Origin of the sequence: Fluviispira multicolorata (assembly GCF_009208585.1) — a bacterium.
Taxonomy (GTDB): Bacteria; Bdellovibrionota_B; Oligoflexia; order Silvanigrellales; family Silvanigrellaceae; genus Silvanigrella; species Silvanigrella multicolorata.
The window spans coordinates 45897-62392 of record NZ_WFLN01000005.1 but is presented as its reverse complement, the minus strand read 5'-3'; the positions used below and the strand labels follow the sequence as shown (position 1 = coordinate 62392).

Sequence of the window (16496 nt, the reverse complement as noted above, 5' to 3'; positions counted from 1 at the left end):
TGCTCAAAGCAACCAGCTGTCATACATATTGCCTAGTCTATGATAATCCTTACTGCATTCAAGAGGAGATCGAGTGTCATGAACCCATCTTTCCAATATTGGAGATTTGATTTAAGCCCCTATGTTTTTCAGGTAAAGAATATTAATTTTAATTGGGTCACAACCATATGGGGAGCTGCCCTTTTAATAATTATTTTTGCTGGAGGATTTTTATTTACTCGAAAAAAGATATCCTCCACAAAAAGTCTGATAGCAAATTCTAAACAAAATGAAAACAATCTGAAACTTAATAATACTATGACAAGGTATGCTTATATCGAGTCTTTACTCATTTATGCATTAGGAATTTTTGTCATACTTTTTTCTTTGCAAAAGTTTAATATTAATTGGGGACTGCGTTGGTATAGTACAATGTATCTTATCGGCTTTATGTCTGTATATATTGCTTGCACATATTGGATAAAAAAGAAAACATTGATGTTGACTGAAAACATGTTAATGAATTTAATTACTGTTTGCATTATTGGTATGCTTATTGGTGCAAGATCAGCATATGTTTTTATATATAACTGGGATTTCTATAAACATCATCCTCTTGATGCAATTGCAACATGGGAAGGCGGTCTATCATTTCATGGAGGAATTATTGGTGTATCAATAGCACTTATATTATTCTGTAGGAAATATAAAATTCCTTTTTTCCATTTAACTGATAAAATAGCTTTTATTGTCCCGATTGGAATTGGCATGGGGCGCATAGGTAATTTTATGAATGGTGAACTTTGGGGTAGACCTATTGAAAGTCATGTGCCATGGGCTGTTATTTTTCCAGATGGAGGTCCTATAGCGCGTCATCCAAGTCAAATATATCAAAGTATTGGAGAAGGATGGCTTTTATTTCTAACTCTATTCATTATATCTCGCTTTAAGCGAAGAGAAGGAACTCTTTCTGTTTGTTTCATTATTTTTTATGGCATTTATCGATTTATCAATGAGTATTTTCGGGCTGCTGATTCACAGTTAAATTATTTTAATATATTTGATTTTATTTGGGAACCAATAAATGTTTCACAATTTTCTCAATGGTGGCAGTTTGTTACAATGGGACAAATTCTTTGTATTTTAACAACCTTTATCGGAATCATTTTTTTATTTTTGACACGAAGAAATATTTCAGAAAATAGTCCAGAATGGAAAAAGAGATATAAATCATTTGAGAGAGTGCATATCGCTGAGAAGTAATAAATATGTTTTCATCCCCAGATCTTCCTCCAAAAGAAACAGATTTAGCTCCACTCAGCTGGGCTCATTTTAATCCTGGGGATCTAAAACAAGATCTTATTACCTTACCTCTTGAAGGAGCAATAATAGGCGCTATTAATGCCTTTTATTCTCCAAGAGCTGAAAGTCTTTGGCCTTTCAATCATGAATCTGCAAATAAAAATACCGCAAAGACAACTCTCACACGCTCAGCTTTGTTACCTTATAGCCTAGGTGTAGCAACACTCGTTTTTGGGGGATTAAAATTAAGCAATGATGATTTTTTTATAGGCACACAAATTCGAGGTCTCTTGCACGCACACTTGTTAAATGAAATTGCAACCTCAGCCGCAAAAGTAAGTTTTCAAAGAAAAAGGCCTTTTTATGATACTGAAGTGAATGCACAGCTCACTCCAGCTGAAGATGATCGTTTCAGTTTTTTTAGCGGACATGCTTCTCATGCATTTACATTTGCAACTTATACAAGCGCATTGATGCTTAAATATTCAGAAAACCCCTATCTAAGTTGGACTTATACCATAGCAGCATATTCAACTGCTGCATGGATAGCTTTAACAAGAGTTGCGGATAATGCTCATCATGTGAGTGATGTGATTGTAGGTGGACTTGTCGGAACGGTTATTGCAGGAAGCGTTTTTTATCGAGTGCAACAAATCGATAGCATAAATAAACAGATGGGAAACACAAAAAATAATTTTGACTTTCAATTTATTCCGTATACTTTTCAGGATAATTCAAAAAAGACTTGGTATGCGGGTAGTTTTGAAATTAAATTTTAATTAAAGGATTAAAAATGAAAATTCTAAAAAAACCATCCATTGGTGTTTTTTGTTCTGCCAAAAATAATATTCCAAATGATTTTTTAAATTTTGCATATAAATTTGGATCTTTTCTAGGGAAAAACAACTTTAAAACCGTTTATGGGGGCGGCAATCAAGGAATGATGAAAAAACTTGCTGAAGGTGTTTGCTCAGAAAAAGGTGATATTCTTGGAATTATTACACTGGAGTTTATTAAAAGAGAAGGTAATTTTGAGAATTTAAATGATAAAATCATTTGCGAATCATTAGATGAAAGAAAAAAACTTTTAATTTCCCATTCTGATGTGCTATGTGTTCTCCCTGGTGGTTTTGGAAGTCTAGATGAATTGTTTACAGCAATTCAATTTAACAATTTAAATTCACCTCGAAAAACTTTAATAATTGTTGATTATCTTAATTTCTATGCACCCTTATTAAATTGGCTTGAAGATATTTCGAATATCAATATAATCGAAAAACCAGCAAACCATTTTTGCATAGCACGTTCTCTACATGATATAGAAAAATTACTTTTATAAGTATTTAAGGAATATTATGATAATAAATTCATTAAAAAAGATATTATTTTTTAACCTTGTTTTTTTTAGTTTAAACGCTTTCTCAAATGAAGTTACACAAAATAATCCAAAAACAAAAACACAAGTTCAAAGCTTTACAACAGATTTACAGACTGTTGTAAAAGCAGCTACAAAACAAAAAAGCTTTTCAGTTGAATTCACCCAACAAACTTTTTCTTTATTACGTAATAAAGTTTCAGAATCAAACGGCATCCTCTCCATAAAAAAGCCAGCTTCTTTTCGTTTTGAAGTGACTAAACCTCGTAATGAACTCTATGTTTCTAATGGTAAAGAATTTTGGAAATATGTTGCAGATCTTAAGCATGCTCAATATTTAAAAAACTTATCGCAAGAGTTTGGCTTTGTACAAGTGCTTACTAATTTATCACAATTACAAAAATATTATCATGTTTCACAATGGACAGATGAAGAAGCAAAAAAACTAAATCAGTCGGCAAATATCTCACCTGTCGAGTCTGACACACCACCTGAAAAAAACAATGATTTTATCCTTTTGAAATTGGTTCCGAAAGGAGACAAACAGCAAAAAGTTTTATACGCTATTATTCAGGTGAAGACGGGATTTATACAAGAACTTCGTATTGTCCAACTCAATGGAAACCGAATCCGTCTTGTGTTTTTAAATCATTCACTAAAGCTTTTAACTGATGAAGTTTTTCAATTTACACCACCACAAGGTATCGTTGTGGATAAATTATAATGGGAAGGAATGAATTTTTTAGAAAGCATAAAAACAATTTTATCTTGGAGATCAATAGTTGACATAACTATTGTTGCGACACTTTTTTACAATATAATTTCGATATTAAAAGGCACGCGAGCAGCTCAGGTTCTCATAGGAATGCTCGTTATATTTATTGCCTTTGTCATTTCAAACTCACTTCAATTCGAAACTATTCATTGGATAATAAGCAAATTTTATGCCTCATTTATTATTGTAGTTATTGTACTCTTCCAAGATGATATCAGACGATTACTAACTCGAGTAGGGCGAGGACCCTTTGTCACTGGCCTCGATGTGCTCTCGGGAACGCATATTATTGAAGAAGTCACAAATGCAGCAAAATCTTTAAGCCATGAACGAATTGGTGCTCTTATCGTTTTTGAAAGATCAGTGGGACTCGATAAACTGTATGATCACAGTGTAAAACTTGATGCTATTGTCTCTGAACAACTTTTAAGCAGTATTTTTCAATCATTCTCACCTTTGCATGATGGAGCTGTCATCATTCAAAAAACGCGCATCAATTGTGCATCAGCCCAGCTTCCTCTTTCAAAAAATCCACGCTTTTCAAAGAAAATGGGCACTCGCCACAGTGCTGCTGTTGGAATTTCGGAAGAAACAGATGCTGTCGTTCTTGTCGTGAGTGAAGAAACTGGCAATATTTCTATTGCCTGGGAAGGAAATTTACAAAAACAAAGTTCAGTAGAAGCAACAAGAAAAATGCTTTCTGTATTACTTATTCCTCGAGGACAAAAATCAAATTTAGTTTATTGGATAGAAAATAAAGTTATTTTTAAATATTATAAGCTATTAAATAAAATTAAATTAACAATATTGCATTCAAAAAATATTACAACTAATCCAGAATTAGATAAAAGAAAACCATCTGAAAAATCTATAAACCCAAAAAAAGTTTCTTCATTAGAAAGCTTAGCTCTTCAACAAATTGAGCAAGAAAATAAATTAGCTTCTAATTCTCCGAAAAATATCCATATTAAGTTTCCACAAAATTCAAAAATAAAACAAATAAATTATTCAGAAATTCAATTTATTACAAGTAATATCAATGCATCTCCGACTCTCAATATTAAAAAAGATTCACCCGAGGAAAATCTATTAGATGAGAGCGAATTAAATGAAAATGATGAATCTAATTTACAAGAAGAAGATTCTAAAACAACAAATGCAAGTAAAATTAATTCTGCATTAAAATCATTAAATGATTTAGCACCAGAAGATAGATTTGATCCTCCGATCCCCAAATCACCCCCACCAAGAAATGTTTCCATAGGTGGAATTCCACTTGATCCTCCAATTGAAGAGAAAAATGAAAATGAAAAATCTGCAGTTCATAATAAGGATGAAAAGAAATAATGCCAACAGGAAGTCAAGAGCAGACATCAATAATTAAATTACTTATAAAAATAATTGTTAATAACTTTTGGCTCAAAGTATTGTCCGTCGTTTTTGCAATCGTTTTATTTTCCATAGTAAGAACAGATAAAGATATGAGTTTTGAAAAGGTTGCAAAAATTAAACTTGTTACCTCTCCAAGTATGATTATTTTAGGAGCTTCAGAAAGAACGGTAGATGTTACTATAAAACACCATAATTCCCTTTTTTCTGTAACACCTACAGATACAGAGCTCACGGGCGAAATTGATATACTCAGTGAAACACCCGGACGCGTTCGCGTTAAAATCACAAAGGATAGTTTTCCAAATTTACCAAAACATTATGCTGTCTTTATTGATCGTCCTTTTATAGATGTTGACATTGATAAATTACAAGAAAAAATTATTCCTATTCAAGCAGTATTAAAAGGAGAGCCACAAGCAGGTCTTACAATTGATAAAGTGACGGTTTCTCCCGATCAAATTAAAGTAACAGGTGCTCGCCAAGAATTAATAAGAACTCAAGGACTTTTCACAATTCCAATAATTATTGAAGGAATTAAAAATACTCTTTCGACTGAAGCAAATATTGAACTCGAAGAAAACTCTTCATTAACTGCAGCTGAAAAAAATGTTCGTGTGACAGTTTCTTTATCTCCCCGAAAATACAATCGAACATTTAGATCTGTACCTATTGAGTTTAAAGGACATTCAAAAAATATTATTTCAAAATTACAAATCAGACCAAGAGCTGTGGATATTGAAGTTTCTGGGAAAAAAGATATCTTAAAAAACCTAGATCCATCAGATGTAAGAGTTTTTCTCGATACATCCGATCTAGAAACAGGCTGGCAGGACAAGCGGATTATATTAAAAATTCCAGATAATATAACTCTTGTTAAAATGAATCCAGATACAATCTCAGTTCATCTTAATCCTTGAAGGTTTAATTTTCTATGGCTAAATATTTCGGAACAGACGGCATAAGAGGCGAAGCCAATTTTGGAGTAATGACACCCAAAAATATTTTGAGAATTGCGCAATCTTTTGGTATTGCCCTCAAAAAAAGAACGGACCGTCCTAAAGTCCTTATTGGTAAAGACACGCGCGTGAGCGGCTATATGATTGAAGGGCTCTTTTCCTCAGGACTTTGTAGTGTAGGTGTTGATGTGCTTTTTGTCGGCCCTCTCCCCACACCCGGCATTGCATATTTAACCAGAGGAATGCGAGCTGATGCAGGAGTGATGATTTCAGCAAGTCATAATCCATATCACGATAATGGAATCAAGCTCTTTGATCACAATGGATTTAAACTTCCAGATTCAGACGAAGAATTCATAGAAAACCTTATAGACAGTGATGATCTCGAAAAATATTTAGTCTCATCCGACAATATGGGGCGTGCCAAACGTATTGATGATGCCATTGGACAATATGCCGTATTTTTAAAAGAACGATTCCCAAAAAGTTTAAAACTCGATGGAAAAAGAATTGTACTCGACTGCGCACATGGAGCCGGCTATAAAGTTGCTCCGAAAGTTTTTAGTGAACTGGGTGCTGAAGTTATTTGTTTAAATGATGAACCAAATGGATTTAATATTAATTTTGAAAGTGGAGCGATGCATCCTGAAAAATTAAAACAAGAGGTTCTAAATCTACGAGCAGATATTGGATTTGCTCTGGATGGTGACGCAGATAGACTTATTGTTGTTGATGAAAAAGGAAACATTTTAGATGGAGATCACATTTTAGCAATGTGTGCTCTTGAAATGAAATCTCAAAACCAATTAAAAAACAATGCTGTTTGTGTTACCATAATGAGTAATAAAGGTTTTGATATTGCAATGCAAAATGCTGGAATACAGGTTTATAGAACAAACGTTGGTGACCGTAACGTCGTAGAAGAAATGCAAAATCGCAAACTTGTTTTAGGAGGTGAACAATCAGGCCATCTTCTTTTCTTGGATTCAAGCACAACAGGAGATGCCATCATTGCTTGCTTAAAAGTACTCGAAATGATGTGTCATACTGGGAAAAGTATTTCTGAACTCACTTCTGTTATGCAAAAACTCCCGCAAATTACGCGCAATGTTAAAGTATCAGCGAAACCCCCTTTTCAATCACTGCATGCAACAAATTCATTGGTGAAAGAATTTGAAAAGGAACTTGGTGATTCTGGAAGAATTTTATTGAGGTACAGTGGAACAGAACCTCTTGCTCGCATCACTCTGGAAGGTCCTGAACTTTCACGACTCCAAACAATTGCTTTGGAAATAGAACAGGAGCTTCTCAAAGAAATAGGATAAACAAATACAATGAGCTATCTTGGATTAAGTTCAAATATCCTAGCAAAGAATACTAAGCTCAATCGTTTTATTCGACTTAACTTACTAAAATATATTGTTCGCCCCGTTAGAAAAGTCGAAGATCATGACGTAATAAAATCCACTGAAATCCAATTAGATAAAAGTATATCTATTGCATTTAAAAAATATTTAAATGCAATTGGATTTCAGTCAAAAAAAATTCCAACTCAATTTGGAGAAATGCACTACTACGATAGCGCTCCAAATTCTAATTTAACACCATTAATATTTATTCATGGCCTAGGAAGCAGTGCTCAAAGCTGGTGGATATTAGCTCAAATGCTCGAAAATAAAAGACGCATTATAATGCCAGATCTTTTTCATATGGCTGGTTTTAGTAAAGCAAATAATCCTGTAATGGATTTTTTGGAACATTCTAAATCAATTGTCGAATTAATTAAAACAATTACAAATGAAAAAGTTGATATCTGCGGATTGAGTTTGGGTGGTTGGATTTCTCTTCATATTTCTGCAACAGAAAAGGAGCTTATTAATAAAGTTATTTTAATGAATCCGGCAGGATTAAAAATTAATCTTTTTGCTTTAAGAGATACTTTAACATATTTAAGCTGGACAAAATTTCAAACTCTTTATCCAGGTATTATGAAAGCTTTTCCTTATACAGGAGCACTTTTTTTAAGTAAAACTGCTAAAAGAGCCCTATTTAGAAATTTAAAAAGTGAACATGTTAAAGATCTCCTAAAACTTTCAAAACCAGAGCATTTTATGGACAATTTTCTATCTAAAATTAAATGTCCTGTGTTACTTTTATGGGGTAGAGAAGATCAACTTTTATCCAATCAAATACCTTATGTTCTAACTGAAAAAATACCAAATATAAAAGCTCTTTGGGTAGAAAAATGTGCGCATGTACTCTCCTTAGAAGCGCCTATAAATTGTTACCTTGAAATAAATCATTTCTTAAATTTATTTGGAATTAGAGACAATCCATTCACTAAGACTTTGCTTTCTGTTTCCAAACCTTATCCCACAAACCCCATAGAAATAAAAGAGAATAATCATGATTATTGATAAGAATTTTTCTCCTATTATGGAACAAGTCTTTGCTGGTCGCGGTTTTTCAAAAGATGAAACAGAAGCTCTCGTACATAGTATGATCGATGGAACTTTATCAGAAGTGAGAGTTGCAGCTGTCTTAACTGGCTTTCGCTTTATAACTTTAACTGAAGAAATAATTATTGCCATTTTAAGTGCAATTCGTGAAAAAAATCCGGTAACTGAGTCAAATTCACTCGAAAATGTTGTCGATTGCGGAGGGACAGGCGGAGACCACACTTCAACTGTAAATATTTCTACAACAGCTGCAATTGTAGCTGCAGGAGCTGGGGCAAACGTTGCAAAATTTGCGGGGAAAAGCATCTCAAGTAAATCTGGAAGCAGTGATGTTTTAAAAATGTTAGATTTAACACCTGCAAATTCATTAAAAGATGCTTGTGATAATATAAAAAAATATAATATCGCATTTCTTCCGTCAAATTCATATTATCCAAACTTAAAACATCTTGCACATATACGAAAAACTCTTGGTTTTAAAACTATAGTTGACCTAGTATATCCGTTAGCAAATCCAATTAAATTAACAGGCCAACTTGTTGGTGTGTATAGCAAAGACTCTCTTCCTCTTATAATCAACTGCCTCAAAAAATTGGGAAGGAGAAGAGCTATTGTTGCGCATGGAGAAGATGGATTGGACGAGATCTCTGTATGCAGTGCAACCTATATTTCTAAACTTGAAAATGGAAAAATAACCCATGAAGTTCTAAAGCCAACTGAACTTGGTTTTAAAATTCATAAGATAAAAGATCTCGTTGGAAAAGATATTGAGTATAATACAAAAGTTTTAATAGATGTTCTTAAGAATGACGCACACCCAGCTGTCATGGATGCCGTAACAATAAATTCAGCTGCTACTCTTTGGTGTGCTGAAAAATGCAATTCCATTTCCGAAGGAATTGAACTCGCTAAATTATCAATTACCTCTGGAAATGCACTAAGTACTCTTGAAAAATGGAAAAATCATAAATAAAATATTGGAATTCATATGCTTGATTTCTTTCTGTCTCAGCAAAATAATTTAACCAATTTAAAAGAAAAAAATATTTCTCTTGAATTAATAAAAGAGCAGTGCGAAATAAATTATTTCAAAAAAGAAAATTTAAGTTCCTTCTCTCAAGCAATGAAAAGTTCTTGTAAAAGAAAAAATATCCCACATATCATACTTGATCAAGAATTTCGTACTCTTTTCAGTGCAAATAATAACATAAAATTTGATGCTATTGAAGAAAATATATTCTCACTTTTCACTTCAGAACTTTCAAGTCATTGGAAAGATCTTATGATTTGTAAAAGCGAAGAAAGTTTTGTTATTCGAAGCGGATTTTATACAAATGAATACGAAATTTATGAATCTATTCTCTTCGGATTTAATGGTATGATGCTCTATTGTAAAGGACTTGATAAGTTTAAAATTCAATATTTTACCGAAATTGGCCGTGATTTTCATTTCTCAATTTTTTTTATAATCCAAAATAAAACAGAACTACAAACTGTCCTAGAAACAGATGCTCCCTATTTTGCTATTTCTGGCTTTAATCCACTCAGCTTTTCTCCTGACTATAATTTATTATTAAATATTTCTAATTTAATACCAAAAACAGCAGAAATTATTGCTTATATTGGAAAATATGAAGACGATAAAATTAAAATTCTACAAGACATTGGATATGAATATATTATTCATAATTATTAGGACACTAAAAAATACGGCACTATTTATTTTAAATAAAGTTTATTAATTTTATCCACAGTGCCATCATCCTTCATTTCTTTGATTGAAAAATTTAGCTTATTAATGATATTTTGATCTGTATTTAAATTGAATGCAATATAAAGCTCTGTCTTTTTTATTACGTATAATACTTTTAGATTATCTACTTTTTCTACTTTTGCAAGCCAAAACCCTAATTTAGACTCGGTCGCCCACATATCAATGTGACCTTCCTTTAATTTCACTGCATTGAGTCTATCTTTTGGGGTCAATATAATATTTTTTCCTATTGTAAAACCACTTTTCATAAAGTGCTGATAAAGAGCATCTCCATTATAAACACCTATTAAATAATTTTTTGCATCTTCAAATTGATTTATTTTAATTTTTGAACCTTTTAGGGCAATTAAAACCCAATTGTCTTCTGCAATTGGACCTACCCACTTAAATTGCATTTCTCTTTCCGGAGTTTTTACTGCTGAAAAAACCCCGGTGTCCTTTTGCTTTAATGTCATTTGAAAAGCTGTTACCCAAGGATACATTTCAAGGGAATACTCAATATTGGCCCTTTTAAAAGCTTCACGTAGAATATCAGTTGCAATACCTGTAATTTTGCCATTTTCAGTCATATTGAATGGAGGATAGTCTTCAGTGGTTAATATAATTTTTTCTTGAGCCAAGCTTGAAACTTGAATAGCAAAAAGGAATGAAATAATAAGAAGTTGAGTTATATATACTTTTATTTTTCCTAAAAAAATATTACTATTTTTATAAAAAATAAATCTAACTTTTAAGCATTTCATACTACCTCCCAAAATGACAAACACTTCTATAACAACCAGTTTACATTTAACTTGAATTTCATCACTATAATAATTTGACAGTGTTTGGGAAGTATTGAAGTCATCGATCAAAAGGTATTTTTATCACTTTCTCTTAATAAGTTGAAAAATTTGAGTCAAATAAAATATTCGTTTTAGAAAAAAATTTATTTAACGATTGAATAAAAAAATATTTTTATAAATTAATTTTCATATTAATATTAATTTCGTTTAAAAAATGACGATCATGAGATATTACAATTAAAACTCCAGTGTATTTATTTAAGCTTTCTGTTAGAATTTCAATTGACTCAATGTCTAAATTATTTGTTGGTTCATCCAAAATTAATATATCTGGTGAATTACTTGCCGCTAATAGGCAAGCAATTGCAAGACGCAATCTTTCTCCTCCACTTAAAAACTTTACTTTTGCATAAATATCATCACCATAAAACAAAAATCTTCCTGCCCGAATACGCAATTCATACTCTTTCATTTCAATGGGAGCAAAATATTTTAAATTTTCTAAAATACTAAGATCATCATTAACTATTGAGCATTTTTGATCAAGAATTGCAATATTTTTAGAACCAATTTTAATCTCTCCAACAGTAGGAATTATATTTTGCACAATAATATTTATTAAAGTTGTTTTTCCTGAACCATTTTTCCCTGAAATAGATACTCTTTTATTACCAATAATGTTAAAATTTAAATTATTCTCCCATAAAAAATTCTTTTGATCTGAAAATTTATAATTCAAATTTTTGCAAATGATCATTTCCTTTAAGAGTTCTCGATCATGACTCACAATTAAAAATGCATTTTTAGATGATTTAATTGAATTAAAAAACTGTTTTTTACTTTCAGTATCTAAGTTGTTAGTTGGCTCATCTAGTAAAATGAGATCAGGATTTTCAAGTAGGAGGCGCGCAAAAAGAACTCTCATAAGCTCACCTCCACTTAAAGAAGTCACAAGACGATTTAAATTTAACTTAAATAGATTAAGGGAGTCTAAAATGCTTTGAATCTTAAATTTATAGTCCCAATCATCACTAATTTCTATTAAATCTTCAATATTCGCTGTACCTTGATCTGCTTTACTAAGTGCATTTAATTTCTTATATGCATTTAGTGTTTCTACAATCGTATTTTTAGAAAAATCACTTAATTTCTGTGGTAAATAGGATACTTTTCCTTCAATAATAATTGTTCCTGCTGTTGGCTTAATTTCTCCAAATATAATACGCAATAAAGAAGTTTTTCCCAACCCATTCCTTCCAATAATTCCAACTTTCTCTTTACCCAATTGAAAAGTAAAATTTTTAAATAACAAAGTTCCATCCGGCAATTCCAAAGAAATGCCGTGCGCCGAAATTAAAGAAGACATTAAAAGACTCCTATTGAAAATATATATAAATTTTTTAGTAGTTATTGATAGTTACAAAGAAATGAATTAAATATTCATGACACCCTTAATGAATAGAAGTTAAAACCTGCGCTAGGGTATTTGATAATCTTAAAAATGTCAAGATTATAGACTTTATCATTGCACTCCCTCATGAAGTGAATGCTATTTTTTTGACATCTATCTCATCTAATCCTAAAAAAAGTTAATATAAATTTCAATTTCAAAAAATATTTATATATATAAATGAAAATTAATATTTTTATTTATATTATTTTAAATAACAACCAAGAAAAAGGAACTTAGATGTTAAATCAAATCAATATATTTAGAAATATTTCTAAAGAATTTGAGATGTCAGAAGATGATCAAAATAATTTAGAAAAAATTATTTTTTCTTATAAGAATGAATTTAATAATAGTAAATTTAACACGCACGCGTATTTTTCTGAAAATGATCTTAATAGTGATGAATTTGATCCTCATATTATTGATAAAAAAAAATCTATAGAAGAGGTTATCAATTTTTTAAAAATATTTATTGATAAAAGCGGGGTAAATCAACTTTCATCCAACGCTTTTGGACATATTCCAGGTGGAAATTTATACCCCGCAGTACTAGGGGACTACATAGCATCCTTTACAAATAAATTTTCAAGCGTTTATTTTTCTGCTCCTGGTGCTGTAAAATTAGAAAATACTTTAATAAAATGGATTGCAAAATTAATTGGCTTTCCTGAAACTGCGGGGGGAGTATTGACCTCTGGTGGATCCATGGCAAATCTCATCGCACTTACCAGCGCAAGAGAAAGCATTGCCTTAAAAAGCAGAGATTATGAAAGGACAGTTGTTTACGTAACAAATAAAACACATCATTCTATCTTTAAATCGTTAAAAACAATTGGACTTGGCGAAGCACATATTCGTCAAATTAATATTGATAATAAATATCGAATGTGTCCTAATCATTTACAATCTGAAATTGAAAAAGATAAAAATAAAAATCTCATTCCTTGGCTTATTGTGGCATCGGCAGGAAGCACCGATATTGGCTCAGTTGATCCCATTGATGAAATATCAAATATTTCAAACAAATTCAATTTATGGTTGCATATCGATGCAGCTTATGGTGGTTTTTTTATTCTAACAGAAAAAGGAAAACAGCTATTTAAGAACATAAGTTCAGCAAATTCAATTACTCTAGATCCTCATAAAAGTTTCTATATGCCCTATGGCCTTGGTATCATTGTAGTCAAAGATCAACAAAATTTATTAAATACTTTTTCTTCCCAAGCAAGTTATATGCGAGATTGTAAATCAATAAATGAGTGTCCTTCTCCAGCAGACCTATCGCCAGAACTCACTCGAAACTTTCGAAGTCTCAGGCTGTGGCTCCCTTTAAAAATATTCGGGATTGAACCCTTTAAAGCTGCATTAGAAGAGAAACTATTATTAGCCCAATATTTGTACTCAGAATTAAAAAAAATAAATAGAATGGAAGTATTATGTGAACCCGAACTCACCATTGTTGTTTTTCGTTTTCAACCAGAAAATTCCGAAAAAATAAATGACTTTAACGAAATGCTTATGCAAAAAATACAAAAGGATGGCCGCATATTTTTATCTTCAACAAATATTAATAACGATATATATTTACGAATAGCATGTCTCTCATTTCGCACTCACATTGAAAATATAGATTTTTCTCTTAAAATTATTTTTGAAAAAATAGAAGAAATCATAATGAATTCATTATGAATTCATTATGATTTCATTATGATTTCATTATGAATTCATAACAAAAAAGGCTTCACTTAACTGAAGCCTTTTTTAAATTAGTCTTTTTAAATAAATAAAATTAACTCCGCGTTAAAAACTCTTTTAAAGCCTTAGCGCCTTCTGTAACCATTTCAGTGCTGCAGCTAAATGCAAAACGAATCCCATTGGCACAGCTTTCACCAAAGCAATCACCAGGTGCACTGCCAATTCCACATTCTACTAAAAAGTCAGAAAGTTGTGACACAGATTTAATTTTTAGTCTTTCAAGAAGAATAGGTTCAACATCACACCATAAATAGAACGCACCTTGTGGTTTAAATGGAACAAGACCTGGAATTGCTGACGCTGCATTATAAATAATTTCACGACGAATTTTATATTCAGAAAGCATATAATTTAAATGATCACGTGGACCAGTAACAGCAGCTAAGGCGCCCCATTGAGAAATACTATTTATACCGTTAACAGTACATCGTAACAATTTAGGAATGCGTTCCTTTAGCAATGGATTTGTCGTTACAATATATCCAACTCTGAGTCCGCTCATTGCATGAGTTTTTGAGAAGGAATATAATGAAACTGCTTTGTCATAACCTTGTAACCCACTTGCTGGGGAGTAATGTTCTCCTTCATACACAAGATCTTCATAAGCTTCATCTGCAACAAGCCAGAGTCCACGTTCAGCAGCAAGATTTGCTATTTTTTTAAGCTCTTCTTTTGGAACAATTGCACCAGATGGATTTTGTGGAGAGTTAACAAAAATTGCTTTCGTTTTTGGGGTGATTTTATTCAAAATATCTTCATATGAATATTGATAATTTTTTTCTCTTGTTAATGGAACAGATACAGTCACACCACCTGCAAGACGAATATTATCACCAATTTCAGTCCAAAGAGGTTCTGGTACAATAACTTCATCACCTTGAGTAAGCATACACTGAAATACAACAAATAAAGCATGCATTGCCCCATTTGTAATATAAATATCATTTTCTGTTACTTTAATATTATTTTGAAAATGTAATTTTTGCGCCAAAGCTTTGCGCAAATCAGGAATTCCATCATTTGGAATATAATGAGTTTTACCATCTTTTAGAGCTTTGTTTATTGCTTCTGTAATATGAGGTGCGATCGAAAAACTAGGATCGCCTGATTCAAGACGGTAAACTTTTTTTCCGCCCGCTTGAAGTTTGAGAAGATGTTCACGTATTTGCACAATTTTACCAAAACTGATCGAGTCAAGACGGTTCATTATAATACCCCTGAATTTCACGTAAAAAACACACTAGAACATCGCAAAGACAACCAGATCATTGATAAAAAGTCAAGAATTTTACAAGAAGATTGTAAACTGATGTAAAAACAATTCTTTATTTTAATCTCTTAAAAAAAAGAGCTATAAATTAAAACAATTTTAATTAATTTTAAAAAAATTAAAATAAGTTATTGATATTATTTGTATTAAAATATTTTTTTATTTTTTACTCAATTTACTTATTAAGTTCCTGAAAATACCCACGATACCTTCCTCATAGGTCACGGAAACCTCATGGATAACAGAGGAATGGCCTATAAGTTCGCAAAGTACCAAGGTTGGTGCTGCGAACGGTCGTTTGTGTATCAAAAACACAAATTTAGGACCATCAAGGAGGAAAAGTCATGGGACTTCGCATAAGAACCAACGTAGAATCTCTATCTGCACAACGATTTCTATCAAATAATAATTCGGATATGAATTCCAGTATGGAAAAATTATCATCAGGATTAAGAATTAATAAATCTTCTGATGATGCTGCTGGACTTGCAATTTCTGAAGGATTAAGAGCAAAAACAAGAGGATTAATGCAAGCAAAACGAAATGCCAATGATGGTGTTTCACTTGTTCAAGTTGCAGAAGGTGGTCTTAACGAAACAAGTAATATTTTAATTAGAATGAGAGAACTCGCTGTTCAGTCTGCTTCTGATACGGTTGGACCACAAGAAAGAGGATTTCTTGATAAAGAATATCAAAACTTAATGGAAGAAATTGATCGTATATCAGAAACAACTGAATTTAATGGACGTAAATTACTAGGGCCACAATCATCTGAAAATGGAGTTATTTTACAAGTAGGCTATAACGGAACAGCAAATGACATTTTAAAATTACAATTAGGAGATGCACCAGAAGGTATTACAAGTGAAACATTAGGTTTAAAAGAATCAACTCTTGGTGGTGATGATAGAGAAGTAATTGCAGAAAATTTAAATAAAATTGATGCTGGGCTTTATATGGTTGCAAATACGCGTGCAACTCTTGGTGCAACACAATCTCGTCTCAACAGTGCGATCAGTAATATTTCAGTATCAACAGAAAATATGATGGCTGCAAATAGCCGCATACGCGATGCAGATTTCGCTGAAGAAACAGCAAAAATGACCCAAAGTCGCATTTTAAGCCAAGCTGGTTTAGCTGTTCTTTCACAAGCAAATCAACGCCCAGAAATGGCTTTATCACTTCTTCGCTAAATTTTTAAAAATTTAACAAAAGGAATAA

Annotated in this window: 15 protein-coding genes; 12 read left to right on the top strand and 3 right to left on the bottom strand. The window is 31.9% G+C overall.

Features of this window, described 5'->3' with window-relative positions:
- The first annotated feature begins 78 nt into the window (after positions 1–78).
- From lgt to GCL57_RS03835, 10 genes are read left to right on the top strand one after another with little or no spacing between them, the layout of a single operon-like run.
- On the top strand, positions 79–1242 hold the full coding sequence (gene lgt, locus GCL57_RS03880; protein WP_161597584.1) for a prolipoprotein diacylglyceryl transferase: 1164 nt from the start codon (positions 79–81) through the stop codon (positions 1240–1242).
- Between the two features lie 5 nt (positions 1243–1247).
- Entirely contained in the window at positions 1248–2060 is an 813-nt protein-coding gene (locus GCL57_RS03875; protein WP_152211964.1) for a phosphatase PAP2 family protein, read from the top strand.
- Positions 2061–2074: 14 nt separating this feature from the next.
- The gene (locus GCL57_RS03870; RefSeq protein ID WP_152211963.1) at positions 2075–2620 is read left to right on the top strand and encodes an LOG family protein; all 546 of its coding nucleotides are present in this window, start codon (positions 2075–2077) and stop codon (positions 2618–2620) included.
- 16 nt (positions 2621–2636) lie between these two features.
- On the top strand, positions 2637–3380 hold the full coding sequence (locus GCL57_RS03865) for a LolA family protein (protein ID WP_152211962.1): 744 nt from the start codon (positions 2637–2639) through the stop codon (positions 3378–3380).
- Between the two features lie 9 nt (positions 3381–3389).
- On the top strand, positions 3390–4778 hold the full coding sequence (gene cdaA, locus GCL57_RS03860) for a diadenylate cyclase CdaA (protein ID WP_152211961.1): 1389 nt from the start codon (positions 3390–3392) through the stop codon (positions 4776–4778).
- The gene (locus tag GCL57_RS03855; protein WP_152211960.1) at positions 4778–5740 is read left to right on the top strand and encodes a CdaR family protein; all 963 of its coding nucleotides are present in this window, start codon (positions 4778–4780) and stop codon (positions 5738–5740) included. The genes cdaA and GCL57_RS03855 overlap by 1 nt, the downstream gene beginning before the upstream one ends.
- A 14-nt stretch (positions 5741–5754) precedes the next feature.
- Positions 5755–7104: a phosphoglucosamine mutase gene (gene glmM / locus GCL57_RS03850; RefSeq protein WP_152211959.1), complete on the top strand. Its 1350-nt coding sequence runs from the start codon at positions 5755–5757 to the stop codon at positions 7102–7104.
- A 9-nt stretch (positions 7105–7113) separates the two neighbouring features.
- Positions 7114–8196, top strand: coding sequence for an alpha/beta fold hydrolase (locus GCL57_RS03845; RefSeq protein ID WP_152211958.1), 1083 nt, complete (start codon positions 7114–7116; stop codon positions 8194–8196).
- Complete coding sequence (trpD, locus tag GCL57_RS03840; RefSeq protein WP_152211957.1) at positions 8186–9211, top strand: anthranilate phosphoribosyltransferase; 1026 nt, start codon at positions 8186–8188, stop codon at positions 9209–9211. The genes GCL57_RS03845 and trpD overlap by 11 nt, the downstream gene beginning before the upstream one ends.
- Positions 9212–9226: 15 nt before the next feature.
- Positions 9227–9934: a beta/alpha barrel domain-containing protein gene (locus GCL57_RS03835; RefSeq protein WP_152211956.1), complete on the top strand. Its 708-nt coding sequence runs from the start codon at positions 9227–9229 to the stop codon at positions 9932–9934.
- Between the two features lie 23 nt (positions 9935–9957).
- On the opposite strand, the gene GCL57_RS03830 is transcribed toward GCL57_RS03835, so the two are convergent.
- Both GCL57_RS03830 and GCL57_RS03825 read right to left on the bottom strand, forming a co-directional pair.
- Positions 9958–10755 carry a substrate-binding periplasmic protein gene (locus GCL57_RS03830; protein WP_152211955.1) on the bottom strand — a complete coding sequence of 266 codons (798 nt, stop codon included), beginning with the start codon at positions 10753–10755 and terminating at the stop codon, positions 9958–9960.
- 214 nt (positions 10756–10969) lie between these two features.
- Positions 10970–12163, bottom strand: coding sequence for an ABC-F family ATP-binding cassette domain-containing protein (locus GCL57_RS03825; protein ID WP_152211954.1), 1194 nt, complete (start codon positions 12161–12163; stop codon positions 10970–10972).
- A 324-nt stretch (positions 12164–12487) separates the two neighbouring features.
- Between GCL57_RS03825 and GCL57_RS03820 the strand changes: the two genes are divergently transcribed.
- Positions 12488–13939, top strand: coding sequence for a pyridoxal phosphate-dependent decarboxylase family protein (locus tag GCL57_RS03820; protein ID WP_152211953.1), 1452 nt, complete (start codon positions 12488–12490; stop codon positions 13937–13939).
- Positions 13940–14039: 100 nt separating this feature from the next.
- On the opposite strand, the gene GCL57_RS03815 is transcribed toward GCL57_RS03820, so the two are convergent.
- A complete protein-coding gene (locus tag GCL57_RS03815) occupies positions 14040–15212 on the bottom strand; it encodes a pyridoxal phosphate-dependent aminotransferase (RefSeq protein ID WP_152211952.1) in 1173 nt (390 codons plus the stop codon).
- Positions 15213–15619: 407 nt separating this feature from the next.
- On the opposite strand from GCL57_RS03815, the gene GCL57_RS03810 reads away from it, so the two are divergent.
- The gene (locus GCL57_RS03810; RefSeq protein WP_152211951.1) at positions 15620–16468 is read left to right on the top strand and encodes a flagellin N-terminal helical domain-containing protein; all 849 of its coding nucleotides are present in this window, start codon (positions 15620–15622) and stop codon (positions 16466–16468) included.
- The last annotated feature ends 28 nt before the right edge of the window (positions 16469–16496 follow it).